This window comes from Aquincola sp. J276, from assembly GCF_024700035.1.
GTDB classification, from domain to species: Bacteria; Pseudomonadota; Gammaproteobacteria; order Burkholderiales; family Burkholderiaceae_C; genus Aquincola; species Aquincola tertiaricarbonis.
Window position 1 is genome coordinate 1715942 of record NZ_JAJONC010000002.1, and the last position, 14993, is coordinate 1730934.

Genomic DNA, 14993 nt, shown 5'->3' on the forward strand with positions numbered 1-14993 from the left:
CCGTTCGGTCCAACCTTGCGACGGTCCGCCCCAGTCTTAGGGCGACGATCGCGCTCTCCTAGCAGATGAGTTCATGCTGCTCCTGCCACGGATTTATCCCGCGACAAACCGGTGGGGACGGCGGGCAAGGCCCGGCATGGTCACGGTCTGCTGACTTGCCGGTGCACACGCCGAGTCGCAGTCAAATGAAGGTGATTGAGCGCGCCAGCCAACCGAGGCCTTCACTTCACCGGCTACAGTTAGACACTGGACGCATCACCCGCGACAAGCCGAAGCACCGCGCAGCACGCGCAGCCTGTGGGGTAAGTTGTGGGGTGTTTAGACCGGCTGGCAGGCAAGCTTCATACGCGACAAGCACTTGGCGTCGAACTCGATATTCAGGTGCAAAACCTGGAGTAACACCGCTCCAGCGCGTCCCGCACGACTGCAAGCCCCGGCATGCGCTCACCCGGAAAGCGTATCCACCACCACGATGCCGTTGGATTTCGCGGCCTTGAAGCGCATCTGCTTCAAGGGCTCGTACTCGGGTGAGTCGTAGAAGCGTCTGACCGCTTCCTTGCTGGGGAACTCGAGCACCACCAGGAAGTTGGGCGTCCACTCGCCCTCGTAAGGCACCGGCTTCAAGTCGCGGACGATGGGTCTCGCGCCATGCTGGGCCAGCAAGGCAATGGCGGCGTCTTCATACTTGGCCATGTCTTGTTCATTCCGGATGTCAAGGTCGATCAGGACCAGCGCGGACATGCTTTACTCCTTGCATGAGGTTGATACCGTTCGGTATCGTCACTATAATACCGATCGGTATCGCTCGTCAACGCATGAACCCTGATCTCCACGACCTTCCTCCGCGTGAACGCGTCATCGCGGCAGCGGCCAGGCTCTTCTATGAAGAAGGCATCCGCGGCGTGGGCGTGGAGCGCATCGCTGCCGAGGCCGCCACGACCAAGATGTCGCTCTACCGGCATTTCCACTCGAAGGATGAGCTGGTCGTGCACTGGCTCGGTGAAGTGGCCCGTGCATACGACGGCAGCTGGCGGGCCCTGGAAGCCACTCACGGCGAGACGGCAGCCAAGCTGCTGGGCGGACTGGTGGCCCAGGTGGCCGCGGGACTTTCCGACCCCGACCATCGCGGCTGCCCCCTCTCCAACAGCCTGGTGGAGCTGCCCGACCCGGGGCACCCTGGCCGGGACGTGATCACCGCATACAAGGCAAAGCAGATCGAGCGGCTGCAGCGGCTGTGCGCGGGCCTGGGCGTGTTGGATGCACCCGCCAAGGGGCTGCTGCTGCATGCCCTGTTCGAAGGCGTACAGACGGTCGCCCAGACCATGGACCGCCAGGCGCTGGCCGCATCGCTTCCGGCCTTCGTCAATGCCATTCTCGGCAAGCGGGCCGTCTAGCTCGGACGAGCCGTGGCGAGCTGGCGGACCGGTTACGGCAGCAGGACCAGCGAGCCCGCCTTGGCGCGGGAGGCGATGTCTTGGTGCGCCCTCGCCGCGTCGCGCAATGCGTAGGTGGTGATCGGAACCTCGCCGAACACGCCGGCCTCGTAGGCGGCGAAGACCTCGGCGGTCGCCTGCTCGACGCGGCCCGCCAGGTGGGTGGCCATCGGTCCGCCCACCATCCTCAGGCCGCGCCTGGTCACCGTGGCCTGATCCACGATCGGGGCGCCGGACGCGGCACCGATGGAAGCGATGGTGCCGCCGTCCCTGACCGCCGCCAACGTCGCATCGAACGTCGCCTTGCCCACGAACTCGTAGACCACATCCACCCCGGCCGGCACCCGCCTGCGCACCTGCGCGCCCAGGTCCGCGGCGTCCGATGCCAGGACATGGTCGATGACACCGGCGAGCGCCGCGCGCTTCGATTCGCTGCCTGCGGTGCCGATGACCGTCGCGCCCCTTGCCTTGGCCCAGCGGGCCAGCAGGCTGCCCACGCCGCTGGAAGCGCCCTGCACCAGCACCGTTTCACCGGCCTGCAGCGGGTGATAGCCGTTGAGGCCCGCCCAGGCCGTGAGGCCCTTGGTGAGCACCGCGGCGATCTGCTCCGCGCCCAGTTCATCCGGCACGGCCACCAGCGCGCCGGCCTCCACATGCCGCGTGTGCGTGTAGCTGCCCGGCGCCAGGTAGTACGCCACCCGCTGGCCGGGCCGATGGTGAGTGACGCCTGCACCCACCGCCTCGATGAGGCCGACGCCTTCCACGCCGGGGATCGAGGGCACGGGCACGGGAAACACGCCCTGGCGGAACAGGGTGTCGATGAAGTTCACGCCGATGGCCAGGTGGCGCAGGCGGACCTGGCCGGGGCCGGGCAAGCCGATGTCAGGCTGGTCTTCGACTTCCAGGACTTCAGGGCCGCCGTAGGAATGGAAACGGATGGTGGTGTTCACAATGGAATGCCTTGGTACTGCCGGGATGTGTTGCCGGCTTCAGATGACGGCCAGCAGGCCGCCGTCGACCAGCAGCGCGGTGCCGGTCACATAGCTCGACAGGTCCGAGCCCAGGAAGGCGACGGCGTCGCCGATCTCCGAAGGCTGGCCCAGTCGGCGCAGCGGCGTGCGTTGACGGAAGCCTTCGGCGGCTTCCGCGATGCCGGGCGCAGTGCGCAGCAGGTGGGTATCGATGGTGCCTGGTGCCACCGCGTTCACGCGGATGCCGTCCGGCCCCAAGGCATCGGCCAGGGACTTGGCCATCAGGACCACGCCGCCCTTGCTGGTTGAATAAGCCACGGTGATGCCCGCGCCGGACAGGCCGCCCATGCTGGCCATGAGCACGATGCTGCCCTGCTTGCCGTTGGCCTTCATCTGACGCGCCGCAGCCTGCGCGCTGAAGAGCGTGCCGTCCAGGTTCACCGACAGCAGCTTGCGGAAGTCGTCAGCGGACACCTCAGGACCGTCGGCCTTCAGGCTGATGCCGGCGTTGGCCACCATCACGTCCACGCCGCCGTATTGAGCAGCCGCCTCGACGAGCGCGTCGACCTCCTCCTTCTTGCTCACGTCGGCCTTGACGAAGGTCGTCGCGACACCGAGTGCCTTGATCTCGTCCGTCGTGGGCCCGCCACCCTCGCGCGGGTCCGGGCTGATGTCGGACACCACGACGGCGCGGGCGCCGTGCCTGGCCGCGTTGATGGCGATGGCGCGACCGATGCCACTGGACGCACCGGTGACGACGACCACCTTGTTCTGCAGGATGTTGGTGTTCATGTTGTTCCCTGATTCGCTCATTGCGGCAGCGCATCGAGCTGCTTCAGGACCGAGTACAGGTTGGCAACGCCCCAGTGCTCGGTGATCTTTCCGCCCTGCACGCGCATGGCGTCCACGGTCTCGAACTGGATCGGCTTGCCGGTGGCCGGAATGCCCAGGAAGTCGCCCTGGTGGGTGCCGTGATAGGTCTTGTAGGTCGTCACCACATCGCCTTCGGCGCGCTGCCAGTGGATGACGGCATGGAAATCCGGGAACGCTTCGCGCAGCTTCTTGTACAAGCCCAGGGCGCCAGCCTTGTCGGGCGTGCAATGGGGCTGCGGCGTGTGGTCCAGGAAGTCGTCGGAGAACAGCTCGTCGAACAGGTCCCAATTGCCGCCGCCCTGCACTTCGGCCGTGTTGCGACGAATGATGGCCTTGGCGGCCTCGCTGATGTTGGTGATGTCGCTCATGATGGTTCTTTCGATGGAAGGGGGTTCAGATCTCGAAGCCGCCGATGGTCATGCCGCCGTCGACGACCAGCATCTGGCCCATGACGTAGGAGGAAGCCTCCGAGGCCAACCACACGGCTGCGGCCGCGATCTCCGCGGGACGGGCGCCGCGCCTGGCCGGAATGGCCGAGGTGGCGAGTTCGGCAAAGCCGGGGTTCTGCGCGCTGGCTTGCTTGACCATGGGTGTTTCGGTCCAGCCGGGCGCCAGTGCGTTGATGCGCAGGCCGTGGGCGGCGTTCTCCATGGCGGCAACGCGCGTCAGGCCATGGACGCCATGCTTGGACGCGGCATAGGCGCTCATGCCACCCGGGCCGGTCAGCGCCGCCACCGACGCGGTGTTGACGATGGCACCACCGCCGGTGCGCCGCAGCAGCGGAATCTGGTGCTTCATGCCCAGGAAGACGCTCTTGAGGTTGACCGCGATGACCCGGTCGAAGTCTTCCGTGGGGTAGTCCTCGATGCGGTGCGCCTGGCCGGTGATGCCGGCGTTGTTGAACGCCACATCCAGCCGGCCCAACTCCTTGTCGATGCGGGCGATGAGCTCACGCACCTGCACCTCGTGCGAGACATCGACCGTCGCCGTCAGCACGCGGCCGCCCAGCTCGGCGATGAGATCGCGGGTGGCGGCCAGGCCGCCTTCATCCCGGTCGGCCGCAACGACGAACGCGCCGCGGCTTGCGAAGGCCCGCGCAGCCTCGCGACCGATTCCGGAACCAGCGCCGGTGACCAGGGCCACCTTGTTCTCGAAGTCCTTGAATGCCATTGACTACTCCTTGAAGTGGTGCAGCTCGTTGCTGCATGGTTCGCAGAGTAGGGACGGCCATGGAGTACCGGTAGCCTCTTTGCTTCGATGGAAAGCATCGTTCCTTCCGATGGCCGCATCCAGGCGCCCCGCCTCTATCGCATCTGAAGATGGATCCCATCGACACATCCTGGCTTCCCGGCTGTCGATCCGGTTTCTAAGCTTCGTTCCATCGCATTAGACGGAGCGCACACATGACAGTCATCTACCAAACGCCGTATGGAATCCGTACCCCGGAACGGGCAACCCGTCGCGGCATCGCCACCCGCACCAGCGGTCGCATTCACGGGCCCGTGACGCGCCTGGTCAGCCCCCGCATGGCGGGCAGCGCCCTGAAGCCTTTCGTCTTCCTGGACTACTTCGACTTCCAGTCGGCCGGCAGGACGATGTTCCCGATGCATCCGCATTCAGGCATCGCCACCACGACGGTCCTGCTGGAGGGCGGCATGCGCTATGAGGACACCACGGGCGCCAGCGGGGGTGCTGGAGGCCGGCTCGGTCGAATGGATGCGTGCCGGCAAGGGCGTGTGGCATGACGGCGTGCCGCTGGCCGGCCAACGCCTGCGCGGCTACCAACTCTGGGTCGCCCTGCCCGAATCGCTCGAACTGGCGCCCGCCCAGAGCCAGTACCTCCAGCCGGCCGACGTGCCGCAGGTGGGCAACGTGCGCGTGATCCTGGGCCAGTACCAGGGCGTGCGCAGCAAGGTCAACGCACCCGAAGGCATCCAGTACCTGCATGTCTCCCTGAAGGCCGGCGAACGCATCGAACTGAACCCGCCTGCCGGCCACGAGGTGGCCTGGCTGCATGTCGGCCAGGGCGCCCTGTCCAGTGGCGATGACCGCATGGCCGACGAACTGGTGGTCTTCGAAGAAGGCGACCTGCCGATTCGGCTGACGGCCGGGCAGGCCGCCGACTTCGTCTTCGGCAGCGCGCGCAAGCATCCGCACGACCTGGTGCTGGGCGCCTACTCGGTGCACACGTCCCATGCCGCGCTTCGGCATGGCGAACATGAGATTGCCCGGCTTGGCGAGCAACTCCGCGCAAGCGGCCGGGCCGTCTGAGTCACCTCACCGCCTCGTCCAGGAGCCCCATCATGCCGGGCGGCGTGCTGCAGTCCATCGCGTTCGGCGGCGTTCACTGCCGCGCCTGGTCAGGCGGCGGCAGTGGCTTCCTGGACCAGCAGCTTGTGCAGCCCGTAGAAGTCGAAGTAGCTGTCGGCGCGAACGATCTTGCCATCCTTGAGCTGGTAGACGTCGCAGAAGTTGACCTGCATCTTGCGGCCCGTCGGCTCGATGGTGCCGGCCGGCGAATGGAAGACGCCCTTGTGCGTGCCCCGGCCGATGCCTTGGGCCACCACATGGTCACCCAGGGCGGTCAGGCTGCGCACCTCGCAGGTCGCGTCCGGGAAGATGTTGAACCAGCTCTTCCACGGGTCGATGATGGCGTTGACGCCGGTGGCCAGGTAGTTGAACGGCACGTCCAGCCATTCACTTTCGGCGGCACCGAAACCGGCAATGGTCTCCAGGTCCTTGGTGTTCACGGCCTCGTACAGGGCGCGGATGCGGTCTACGTTCTGTCGCGTGTTCATGGTGGTTCCTTTCGGTTGGGCCTCGTTGGTGAGGTGAAGAAAGTCTAGGAACCGGACCCGCTTCGCGCCTGCCCAAAACGCCGTATCGACTTGCCGGATTCTGCAAACCAGTGGTCCGTGCGGGCCGCATTCGGCGAGGGCCTCGGACGTCGGTCGTCCACGCGGCATCCCGCCGAACAAGCGTCCAAGAACGACGTCGGGCGCTCCAGCAAGCTGGAAGCGCCCCGACGTTGCACGGCAATTGCGCGGCAATTGCGCGGCAATTGCGAGTATTACGGCTGCCTGGCCTCGCGATACAGCACCATGCCCGCGTGGTACAGGATGCCGTCGCGGAACTCGCCGTCGGCCGTGAAGCCGGTGTCGTCCACGTAGTCGATGTGGTTGCCGGTGATGCGGTAGCGGCCTTGATAGGCGCTCTGCTTCTTGCCGCGGGCCTCGTCGTAACGACCGTTCGGCAGCAGCTCATGGCGGATGTAGCCGTCGGCGGTCACCCACATGCCCACGTAGGGGTGGCTGGCGGTGCTTGCGGTCTTGGCGGAAGAACGTTGCGTGGCTGTCGTGCTCATGGTTGCTCCTTTGGACAGGGGTTCAGGACTGTTGGCCCAGGCGGCCACCGGCACAACCCACATCGCCGCCGAAGCAACGGCGAGCAGGACCGTGATCCCATAGACGGAGGTGTGTCGCTTCATCTCATCTCTCCAGGGCGGGTCGGTTGCGATGGAAGAGACTCTAGGAAGCGACTGCCTCCGGCATTGGCTCGATCCGCCGGCTGACTTGCCTGTTCCTGCAAAGCCTGCCACCCGGGGTCACCCACCCGACGCTCACTTGCCCATTCGTCGCGGATGCTTGCCCATACCGGCCCCGATCGCTCCGCACGCTCGCCAGGCGGCGGACCGCGGCCTAAGCTCGGCGCATGTCCAGCAACAACGTCACACGGCCTTGCCTGCAGCGCCGGGACACGGCCGTGGAAGCCGTGCTGCGGCGTGCCGAACTTGCCGCCTGCATCGAACGCCATGCGCCTCGCGAGGGCGTGTTCTCCACGCCCATTCCGCGTCTCTCGCTGATACGGGTCCACCGGATGGATCGTCCGGTTCACGCCGTCCATGAACCCGCCCTGTGCCTGCTGGCCCAGGGCAGCAAGCGGGTGCTGCTGGGCGGGGAGGCCTACGTCTACGACCCGGCCACCTACCTCGTCGTCTCGCAGCCCCTGCCGGTCTCCGGTCAGGTGATGGACGCGACGCCCGAGCTGCCGTATCTCGCCATCCGGCTGCAATACGACACCCAGGAACTGGCTTCGCTGCTGTCCGGCATGGGAAGGCAGGGACCGTCCATCGTGCAAGGCGCCTCCCGCGGGATGATGACCGCCGACGTCACTGCGCCGCTGCTCGATGCGGTGCTGCGCCTGGTCAGGCTGCTGGATTCGCCGCAGGACATCGAGCCGTTGGCGCCGCCGACCATCCGCGAGATCCTCTACCGGCTGCTCACCGGCCCCTGTGGCCACCGACTCGCGCAAGGAGCGCTGGCGGACAGCACGAGCCATCGCGTCTCCAGAGCCATCGACTGGCTTCGCGACCACTACAGGGAGCCGCTGGCACTGGACCGGATGGCGGAGGCGGCCCACCTGGGCCTGTCCGCGCTTCGCACCCACTTCAAGTCCGCCACGGCGATGAGCCCGCTCCAGTACCAGCAGCACCTGCGACTGCAAGCAGCGCGCCGCCTCCTGGTCACCGGGCGACTCGACCCGGCCAGCGCCGGCCGCCAGGTTGGCTATGCCAGCGCGTCCCGGTTCAGCCGCGACTACGCCCGGATATTCGGTGCCGCGCCGGCGAAGGACGCAGCGCGCTGTCGCCAGGGCTTGCACGGCGCCCTACCCCATTTGGGAGAGTGAGATCGCTGGCCGTCATGTCAACGTGGGGCTTGCCGAGCCGGGCAAGCCTTCTGGCTCACCCCGTCATTGCCGCTGAAGGCCTTTCCCTGAGGTAACGTTCAAGCCATGGCCACCCAAGACATCGCTTCACCTGTTGCGGCGCCTCGCCTTTCCGCAGTACCCCACCCTGCTCCGCCCGACGGCGGCCGCATCCATGAGCTGGCCGGGTTGGTGGCGCGGCATGCGCCAGGGATGGCATCTGCCCGACGTCCATTCCACGGCTGTCCGCCATCAAGCTGTCCGCACCCGGCGAAGAGCTCGTGCACGCGCTGCACCAGCCCGCCGTCTGCATCATCGCGCAAGGTGCCAAGCGCGTGATGCTGCGCGATGAGATCTACAGCTACGACGCGTCGAGGTTCCTCGTCTTCTCCACCGATCTGCCAGTCAGCGCGCAGGTCACGCACGCCAGCTTCCATGAGCCGTATCTGTGCTTCCGGCTGGACCTGGATCCCGCGGAGGTGTCGGAACTCGTGCTGCAGCTGGGCCCGCCGGCAGCACCCAGGGCGCGGACATCGCGCGGCTTGTTCCTCAGCAACGTCACCGACGGGATGCTCGACGCGGCCATCCGCATCATGCGGCTGCTCGATTCGCCGGAGGACGCCGCCATGCTGGCGCCACTGGCGGCCCGCGAGCTGGTGTACCGGCTGCTGCGCAGCGAGCAGGGCGAGCGGCTGGCCCAGATCGCGAGGGCCGACAGTCACGCCAGCCGCGTGATGCGTGCGGTGACCTGGCTGAAGACCCACTTTGCAGAGCCGCTGAAGGTGGATGACCTGGCGCGCGAGTGCTGCATGAGCACGTCGTCGCTGCACCACCATTTCCGCGCGGTGACATCGATGAGTCCGCTGCAGTACCAGAAGCAGCTGCGCCTGCAGGAAGCACGGCGCCTGCTGCTGAGCGATGGCATCGAGGTCTCGCGCGCTGGCTACACGGTCGGCTACGAGAGCGCATCGCAGTTCAGCCGCGAGTACAGCCGGCTGTTCGGCCTTCCTCCGTCGAAGGACGTGGCGCTGCGGCGGCCATGAGCATGCCCGGCCGGCACCCCGTGGGTGTCGGTGGCTACCACCTTTGCCGTAGTCCGGATGGGTGGCCAAGCCGAGGTCCCCGCTGACGCCGCGCCGGGCGCGCCGCGTGCACCATGGATGCAAACTTGGGTACAAGAAGCCATGGACTTCGCAACCAGCACCGCCGAGGCGCTCGATGAGCATGTACCGGGCGAACTGATAGCCACCAGCAAGGGCACGCCATGGCGCGACCTGTTCGTCCAGATGTTCACCCGCCGGCCCGTGCAGGACAGCCTGCTCATTCCCGCAGTGCCGGAACCGCTCATCGTGTGGGTGGTGTCAGGGGCGGCCCTGGTGGAGGAACGACCGCTGGAAGGCGAATGGATGGGCAATGAGGTCAGGGAGGGCGACTTCTTCCTCCAGACATCGCCCCTGCCCTGTGAGCTCCGCTGGCGCACGCTGACGCATGAGCCGTTCCGGGTGATGCATGTCTACCTGGGCCTGCCGCTGATCCGTCGGGCCGTCATCGACGTCTACGGACCGGAAGCAGCGAACGTCCAGCTGCGTGAGATTTCCGGGGGCACGGACACCGTCATCACCCACCAGCTGGGCATTCTTCGCGACGAGCTGGTGGACCGGAGGACCCCGAGCACCATGCTGGTCCAGGGCCTGGCGAGCAGCCTGGCGGTTCACCTGGTCCGCTCCTATGCGAGCGAAGCGCCGGCATCGGCCGCACCCCACGGCGGGCTGCCTGCATTCAAGATGCACCGGGTCCTGCAGGCGATGCAGGAGCGCCTGGACCAGGAGCTCGACCTCAGCCGGCTTGCGCGTGAAGTCCAGCTCAGTGATTCGCACTTCTCCCGCTGCTTCAAGAAGAGCACGGGCTTCTCACCGTCGCAGTACCTCACCAGGCTGCGCATGGAACGGGCACGCCGCCTGTTGCGGGAGACGGAGATGCCGATCGTCGAAGTGGGCCTGGAGGTGGGATACGCCAGCCCGAGCCACTTCGCACAGGTGTTCCGCAAGGAGGTAGGCGTGCTTCCGAGCGACTATCGAAGCGTGCGCTGAGCCTGCTGGACAGCGGCAGCAAAACCTCGATATCGAGAGCAAATCCACGAGCGACCGAGCAGACGTCCGTCGGCACCATGGGAACCGTGCCAGCTGCGATACAGCAACCCGTTCGCAGTTGGCACGACCTCCAACCCAATTGCCGAAAGGAACTGTCATGTCGCTCAATGGAAAGATTGCCCTGGTCACTGGTGCTTCGAGTGGCATCGGCGCCGCCACCGCCCTGAAGCTGGCAGCTGCCGGCGCCAAGGTCGGCCTGGCCGCCCGCCGCATCGACCGGCTGAACAAGCTGGTCGACCAGATCAAGACCGCTGGTGGCGAAGCCATCGCCATCCCGATGGACGTGGTGGACCGCGCGTCCGTGGAAGCAGGCGTCGAGAAGCTGGTGCAGGCCTACGGCGGCCTGGACATCGTCTTCAACAACGCCGGCCTGATGCCCATCTCCGACGTGGCCTCGCTGAAGGTCGACGAATGGCATCGCATGGTCGACGTCAACGTCAAGGGCCTGATGAACAGCACGGCCGCGACGCTGCCGCATCTCATCAAGCGCGGCTCGGGCCACTTCGTCAACACCTCGTCCATCGCCGGCCGCAAGGTGTTCCCGGGACTGGCCGTGTACTGCGCGACCAAGCACGCCGTCTCCGCCTTCACCGAAGCGCTGCGGCTGGAAGTGGGCAAGAAGCACAACATCCGCGTCACCAGCATCCAGCCGGGCGCCGTGGACACCGAGCTGTTCACCCACATCACCGACCAGGGCTACCGCGACCAGATGGAAGGCCTGCGCGAGCAGATGTCCTTCCTCAGCAGCGACAACATCGCCGACACGGTGCTGTTCGCTCTGCAGGCGCCGGCCCACGTCGACGTGGCCGAGCTGTTCGTGCTGCCGACCGACCAACCCTGGTGATCGGTCACCGTCTGCAATCGAAAGGACCGTCCGTATGAATCCCGTATCCAAGATTGCGTTCTTCGAGTCCGTTGCAGGCAAGGAGGGCGAGCTGGGCGACTGCCTGCTGGCCCTCGTCGAGCCGAGTCGCAGGGAATCCGGCAGCCGTCGCTACGAGATTCTCCAGAACGCAGACGACCCGAAGCAGTGGGTGGTGGTCGAGGACTGGGCCTCTTCGGACGCCTTCGACTTCCACATGGACACGCCCTACGTCAGGGCCTTCATGGACCGGGTGCCCCTGCTTTGCGGCGGGACACCCGAGATCCGCACCTTCATCAAGCGATCGAGCACTGACGTGCGTGGAAAGGAGCATGCATGAATGACGACAAGAAGGTCTGGTTGATCACGGGCTGCTCGAGTGGCTTCGGCCGTCACATCGCCGAGCACCTGCTCGAGCGAGGTCGTCAGGTCGTGGTCACGGCCAGGAACCTCAAGGCAGTCGCCGACCTGGGTGAACATCCTGGAGCCCTGCTGGTCCAGCTGGACGTCACTTCGGCCGGGCAGTGCGACGCTGCCATCAGGCAGGTGAAGGAGCGGTTCGGTCGACTCGACGTGCTGGTGAACAACGCCGGCATCGGCTACTTCGCCGCCGTGGAGGAAACGCCTGCCGAACAGGCGCACCGCCTGTTCGACGTGAACTACTTCGGCACGTCGAACATGATCCGTGCGACCTTGCCCCTGATGCGCGAGCAGCGCTCCGGCGTCATCGCGAACCTCACCTCCATCGGCGGCCTCTGCGGCTTTCCAGCGGTGGGGCACTACTGCGCCTCGAAGTTCGCGGTCGAAGGTCTCTCGGACACGCTGCGTGCGGAACTGTCGCCGCTGGGCATCCATGTGATGACCATCGAGCCCAGCGCATTCCGCACCGAGTGGGCGGGCGCCTCGAACGAGACCCCGTCGCCGATCGCGGACTACGACCCGACGGCCGGCGCCGCCAGGCGTGCATACCACGAGTCCGTGGGCAAGCAGGCCGGCGACCCTGCACGCGCGGCGAAGGTGATCGCCGACGCGGTGGAGTCGGCCTCGCCGCCCCGGTTCCTCCTGTTGGGCAAGGACGCGCACGACGCCGCCATGAAGAAGGTGGAGGACATGCGGTCTGAATTCCTCCGGTGGAAACAGTCCGCGATCGACGCCGATTTCCCCGCATGAACATGCGCACACAAAGGCACAAGGGAGCTTCAAGATGAATCGATTCGAAGGCAAGGTGGTGCTCGTCACCGGCGGCGGCTCCGGCATCGGGCTGGCGACCGTCAAGAGATTCCTGAGCGAAGGCGCCAGCGTCGTGGTGGCCGGCCGCAGCGAAAAGCGGCTCAAGGACGCCGTGGCGGGCATGCCCGAGGACAAGGTCCTGGCGGTGGCCACCGACGTCTCGTCGCGGGAGCAATGCGACCGACTGGTTGCAGAGGCCGTTGCCCGCTTCGGCCGCCTGGACACGGTGGTGAATGCAGCCGGGATGAACCTGGTCGGCTCCGTCAGTGACACGAGCGACGAGAGCTGGCGTCAATGCATGGGCTCGGACCTGGACAGCATCTTCTACATCGCCCGAGCGGCGCTGGTGCACCTGCGCAAGACGCGGGGCTCCATCGTGAACGTGGGTTCGGTGTCCTCGCTCGGCGGAGGCTGGAGCCATGCCGCGTACTGCGCCGCCAAGGCCGGCGTCGCCAACCTGACCCGCTCCATCGCCTGCGACAACGGTCGTTTCGGCGTTCGCGCCAACACCGTCTGCCCTGGCTTGACCATCACGGGGATGGTGGACGGGATCATGGACGACCAGGCCCTCCTGGAGAAGGCCTGGGAGCGCATTCCGCTGCGACGCGCAGGCCAGCCCGAGGAGATCGCCTCTGCCGTGGCCTACCTGGCCAGCGACGAGGCCGCCTTCATCACCGGCATCACCCTGGCCGTCGACGGCGGCCAGACGTGCACCGACGGTGGGCCCGAGTGGGGCAAGTGACCCTCGCCAAGACGCCATCATGAAACCCATGACAAAGACCGACTTCGACCTCGGTGAGGTGCGGCGCATTCTCGAACCGGGGCCGGTCGTCCTCGTCACCTCGCAGCACAAGGGTGAGCGCAACATCATGACGATGGGCTGGCACATGATGCTGGGCTTCACGCCGGCGCTCTTCGGGTGCTACATCTGGCCAGGCAACCACAGCCACGAGCTGATCCGCAAGAGCAAGCAATGCGTCATCAACGTGCCGACCCGTGCCTTGCTGGACCAGGTGGTGGGCATCGGCAACACCACCGGCAAGGACTTCGACAAGTTCGAGCACTTCGGCCTCACGGCAGAGGATGCCGAACACGTCGATGTGCCGCTCATCGGTGAGGCCTACGCCAACTTCGAGTGCAGGTTGCATGACGGCAGCAAGGTGGGAAGCTACAACCTCTTCATCTGGGAGATCGTGAGGGCGCGCGTTGCGGCCGAGCCGGCGCATCCGGAAACGCTGCACTACCTCGGCCGCGGCGAGTTCATGGTGGCCGGCAAGATCGTGAACTGCCGGCATCGCTTCAAGCCGCAGAACCTGTGAGGCCGAAGCCGGCCTGCCAGGGCGATCAGCCGAACAGCTTGACCGCGGTCTTGCCGACCAGCTCACCCTGGTGGCGGGCGCCGGCCAGGTCGATCTGCGTCGGCTGCCGCGAACCGTCGCCCGCCGCCACCGTCGAAGCCCCATAAGGAGAGCCGCCCACGATCTCGGTGACGCTCATCTGGCCTGCGTGGCTGTAGGGCAGACCCACGATGACCATGCCGAAGTGCAGCAGGTTGGTGATGACGGAGAACAGTGTCTGCTCCTGGCCGCCATGCTGGGTGGCGGTGGACGTGAAGGCAGCGCCGACCTTGCCGTTCAGCGCCCCGCGCGCCCACAGGCCGCCCGTCTGATCGAGGAATGCCGCCATCTGCGACGCCATGCGGCCATAGCGTGTCGGCGTGCCCACGATGATGGCGTCGTACTGCTCCAGCTCGGCCACCGTGGCCACCGGGGCGGCCTGGTCCAGCTTGAAATGTGCACCCTTGGCCACCTGCTCCGGCACGGTCTCCGGGACACGCTTGACGTCCACGACGGAAGCACCGCCAGCCAGCGCACCTTCGGCGACCGCCTGGGCCAGCTGTTCGACGTGACCGTAAGACGAATAGTAGAGAACTAGAACCTTGGCCATGCGGCACTCCTTGGATGGTGGCTGGTCAGCCACGTTGAAAAAGACGGATGGGATCGCGCGCCCGACTAAGCGGGCACGGACATGGAGCGGGCGAGCTGCAAGCCCAAGGTCGTGCTGCCTGCGGATCGGCTGGCTGCAGGCCGTCCGGCCGGGGCTTCTTCCAGGCAGCCGGCGGGAAGGTCCGCGCCGTGCCTCAGGATGCCACGCCTCCTGGCCACGGCCACGGCCTGGGTCCGGTTGTTGGCGCCTAGCTTGGAGAAGATGGAGCGTGCGTGGGTCTTCACGGTCCCGTCCGAGATCTGCAGCGTCCTGGCGATGGCCTTGTTCGTCATGCCGCATGACAGCAGCTCGAGCAAGGCCACCTCGCGGCAGGTGAGCCCGGGAGCACCAAGATGCTCTGCCATCACCGCGGCCACCGACGGCGTGATGTGCCGCAGCCCTGCGCCCACGCGCAGGACCGCCTGCTCGAGCTCGTCCGCCGTCATGGACAGAAGCAACAGACCGCGGGCGCCTCGGCGGATCAAGGCGCGCGCGGCTTCATCACCGAAGTGCGGCGCGACCGCGATCACGGCGGCATGCCGGGGTCCTTCCGGGCCGTCGAGCAGCTCGAGCGCAAAGCCGTGGCTTGCGAGCAGCACATGCGCTGACAGCAGTTCCGCCGCCACGGTCGGGCTGCCGATGCCGGCCGTGGCGACAAGCTGAAGGTTGCCGCTGTGGCCGACGAGTGCGGCCAGGCCTTGCTGGATGACGACGGACTCATGAAGCACACCTACGCTGAGTCGCCTTGCAGTGGTTGACATGTCCGACTCCTGGTAATGCGCAT

The 14993-nt window shown here is 66.5% G+C and carries 20 protein-coding genes; 11 read left to right on the forward strand and 9 right to left on the reverse strand.

What is annotated here, in order from left to right; translation table 11 throughout:
• Positions 1 to 444: 444 nt before the first annotated feature.
• A complete protein-coding gene (locus LRS14_RS25765) occupies positions 445 to 741 on the reverse strand; it encodes a DUF1330 domain-containing protein (protein ID WP_046113705.1) in 297 nt (98 codons plus the stop codon).
• A gap of 14 nt (positions 742 to 755) precedes the next feature.
• Between LRS14_RS25765 and LRS14_RS25770 the strand changes: the two genes are divergently transcribed.
• Positions 756 to 1394, forward strand: a complete 639-nt coding sequence (locus LRS14_RS25770) for a TetR/AcrR family transcriptional regulator (RefSeq protein WP_257801636.1) — start codon at positions 756 to 758, stop codon at positions 1392 to 1394.
• A gap of 32 nt (positions 1395 to 1426) precedes the next feature.
• On the opposite strand, the gene LRS14_RS25775 is transcribed toward LRS14_RS25770, so the two are convergent.
• The 4 genes from LRS14_RS25775 to LRS14_RS25790 are packed head-to-tail and all read right to left on the reverse strand — an operon-like array spanning position 1427 to position 4420.
• Positions 1427 to 2383 carry a quinone oxidoreductase gene (locus LRS14_RS25775; RefSeq protein WP_257801637.1) on the reverse strand — a complete coding sequence of 319 codons (957 nt, stop codon included), beginning with the start codon at positions 2381 to 2383 and terminating at the stop codon, positions 1427 to 1429.
• Between the two features lie 39 nt (positions 2384 to 2422).
• Complete coding sequence (locus LRS14_RS25780) at positions 2423 to 3196, reverse strand: SDR family NAD(P)-dependent oxidoreductase (protein WP_257801638.1); 774 nt, start codon at positions 3194 to 3196, stop codon at positions 2423 to 2425.
• A 17-nt stretch (positions 3197 to 3213) separates the two neighbouring features.
• Complete coding sequence (locus LRS14_RS25785) at positions 3214 to 3645, reverse strand: ester cyclase (RefSeq protein ID WP_257801639.1); 432 nt, start codon at positions 3643 to 3645, stop codon at positions 3214 to 3216.
• Between the two features lie 25 nt (positions 3646 to 3670).
• Positions 3671 to 4420 (reverse strand): SDR family NAD(P)-dependent oxidoreductase, encoded by a 750-nt coding sequence (locus LRS14_RS25790; RefSeq protein WP_198156955.1) that lies wholly within the window; start codon positions 4418 to 4420, stop codon positions 3671 to 3673.
• Between the two features lie 260 nt (positions 4421 to 4680).
• Here LRS14_RS25790 and LRS14_RS30460 point away from each other — a divergent pair, with 260 nt between their 5' ends.
• Positions 4681 to 5022: a pirin family protein gene (locus tag LRS14_RS30460; RefSeq protein ID WP_310740878.1), complete on the forward strand. Its 342-nt coding sequence runs from the start codon at positions 4681 to 4683 to the stop codon at positions 5020 to 5022.
• Positions 4994 to 5548, forward strand: coding sequence for a hypothetical protein (locus LRS14_RS30465; protein WP_310740879.1), 555 nt, complete (start codon positions 4994 to 4996; stop codon positions 5546 to 5548). The genes LRS14_RS30460 and LRS14_RS30465 overlap by 29 nt, the downstream gene beginning before the upstream one ends.
• Before the next feature lie 89 nt (positions 5549 to 5637).
• Here the strand turns inward: LRS14_RS30465 and LRS14_RS25800 are convergent, their stop codons facing one another.
• Together LRS14_RS25800 and LRS14_RS25805 are read right to left on the reverse strand one after the other, a co-directional pair.
• On the reverse strand, positions 5638 to 6075 hold the full coding sequence (locus LRS14_RS25800; RefSeq protein WP_257801640.1) for a nuclear transport factor 2 family protein: 438 nt from the start codon (positions 6073 to 6075) through the stop codon (positions 5638 to 5640).
• Positions 6076 to 6347: 272 nt separating this feature from the next.
• A complete protein-coding gene (locus tag LRS14_RS25805) occupies positions 6348 to 6641 on the reverse strand; it encodes an Atu4866 domain-containing protein (protein WP_046113697.1) in 294 nt (97 codons plus the stop codon).
• A 347-nt stretch (positions 6642 to 6988) separates the two neighbouring features.
• On the opposite strand from LRS14_RS25805, the gene LRS14_RS25810 reads away from it, so the two are divergent.
• From LRS14_RS25810 to LRS14_RS25845, 8 genes are all read left to right on the forward strand, one after another.
• Positions 6989 to 7963 (forward strand): AraC family transcriptional regulator, encoded by a 975-nt coding sequence (locus tag LRS14_RS25810; protein ID WP_257801641.1) that lies wholly within the window; start codon positions 6989 to 6991, stop codon positions 7961 to 7963.
• Between the two features lie 299 nt (positions 7964 to 8262).
• Positions 8263 to 9024 (forward strand): AraC family transcriptional regulator, encoded by a 762-nt coding sequence (locus LRS14_RS25815; RefSeq protein ID WP_257801642.1) that lies wholly within the window; start codon positions 8263 to 8265, stop codon positions 9022 to 9024.
• Positions 9025 to 9165: 141 nt separating this feature from the next.
• Positions 9166 to 10071, forward strand: coding sequence for an AraC family transcriptional regulator (locus LRS14_RS25820; protein ID WP_257801643.1), 906 nt, complete (start codon positions 9166 to 9168; stop codon positions 10069 to 10071).
• A 157-nt stretch (positions 10072 to 10228) separates the two neighbouring features.
• Positions 10229 to 10975, forward strand: coding sequence for an SDR family oxidoreductase (locus LRS14_RS25825; RefSeq protein WP_257801644.1), 747 nt, complete (start codon positions 10229 to 10231; stop codon positions 10973 to 10975).
• 34 nt (positions 10976 to 11009) lie between these two features.
• Entirely contained in the window at positions 11010 to 11333 is a 324-nt protein-coding gene (locus LRS14_RS25830; protein WP_257801645.1) for a putative quinol monooxygenase, read from the forward strand.
• Entirely contained in the window at positions 11330 to 12163 is an 834-nt protein-coding gene (locus LRS14_RS25835) for an oxidoreductase (protein ID WP_046113693.1), read from the forward strand. The genes LRS14_RS25830 and LRS14_RS25835 overlap by 4 nt, the downstream gene beginning before the upstream one ends.
• 34 nt (positions 12164 to 12197) lie before the next feature.
• Positions 12198 to 12965, forward strand: coding sequence for an SDR family NAD(P)-dependent oxidoreductase (locus LRS14_RS25840; protein WP_046113692.1), 768 nt, complete (start codon positions 12198 to 12200; stop codon positions 12963 to 12965).
• Between the two features lie 28 nt (positions 12966 to 12993).
• On the forward strand, positions 12994 to 13542 hold the full coding sequence (locus tag LRS14_RS25845) for a flavin reductase family protein (protein ID WP_310740880.1): 549 nt from the start codon (positions 12994 to 12996) through the stop codon (positions 13540 to 13542).
• Positions 13543 to 13567: 25 nt separating this feature from the next.
• Here the strand turns inward: LRS14_RS25845 and wrbA are convergent, their stop codons facing one another.
• Together wrbA and LRS14_RS25855 are read right to left on the reverse strand one after the other, a co-directional pair.
• On the reverse strand, positions 13568 to 14170 hold the full coding sequence (gene wrbA / locus LRS14_RS25850) for an NAD(P)H:quinone oxidoreductase (RefSeq protein WP_046113690.1): 603 nt from the start codon (positions 14168 to 14170) through the stop codon (positions 13568 to 13570).
• Positions 14171 to 14235: 65 nt separating this feature from the next.
• The gene (locus LRS14_RS25855) at positions 14236 to 14970 is read right to left on the reverse strand and encodes a response regulator transcription factor (protein WP_257801647.1); all 735 of its coding nucleotides are present in this window, start codon (positions 14968 to 14970) and stop codon (positions 14236 to 14238) included.
• Between the last annotated feature and the right edge of the window lie 23 nt (positions 14971 to 14993).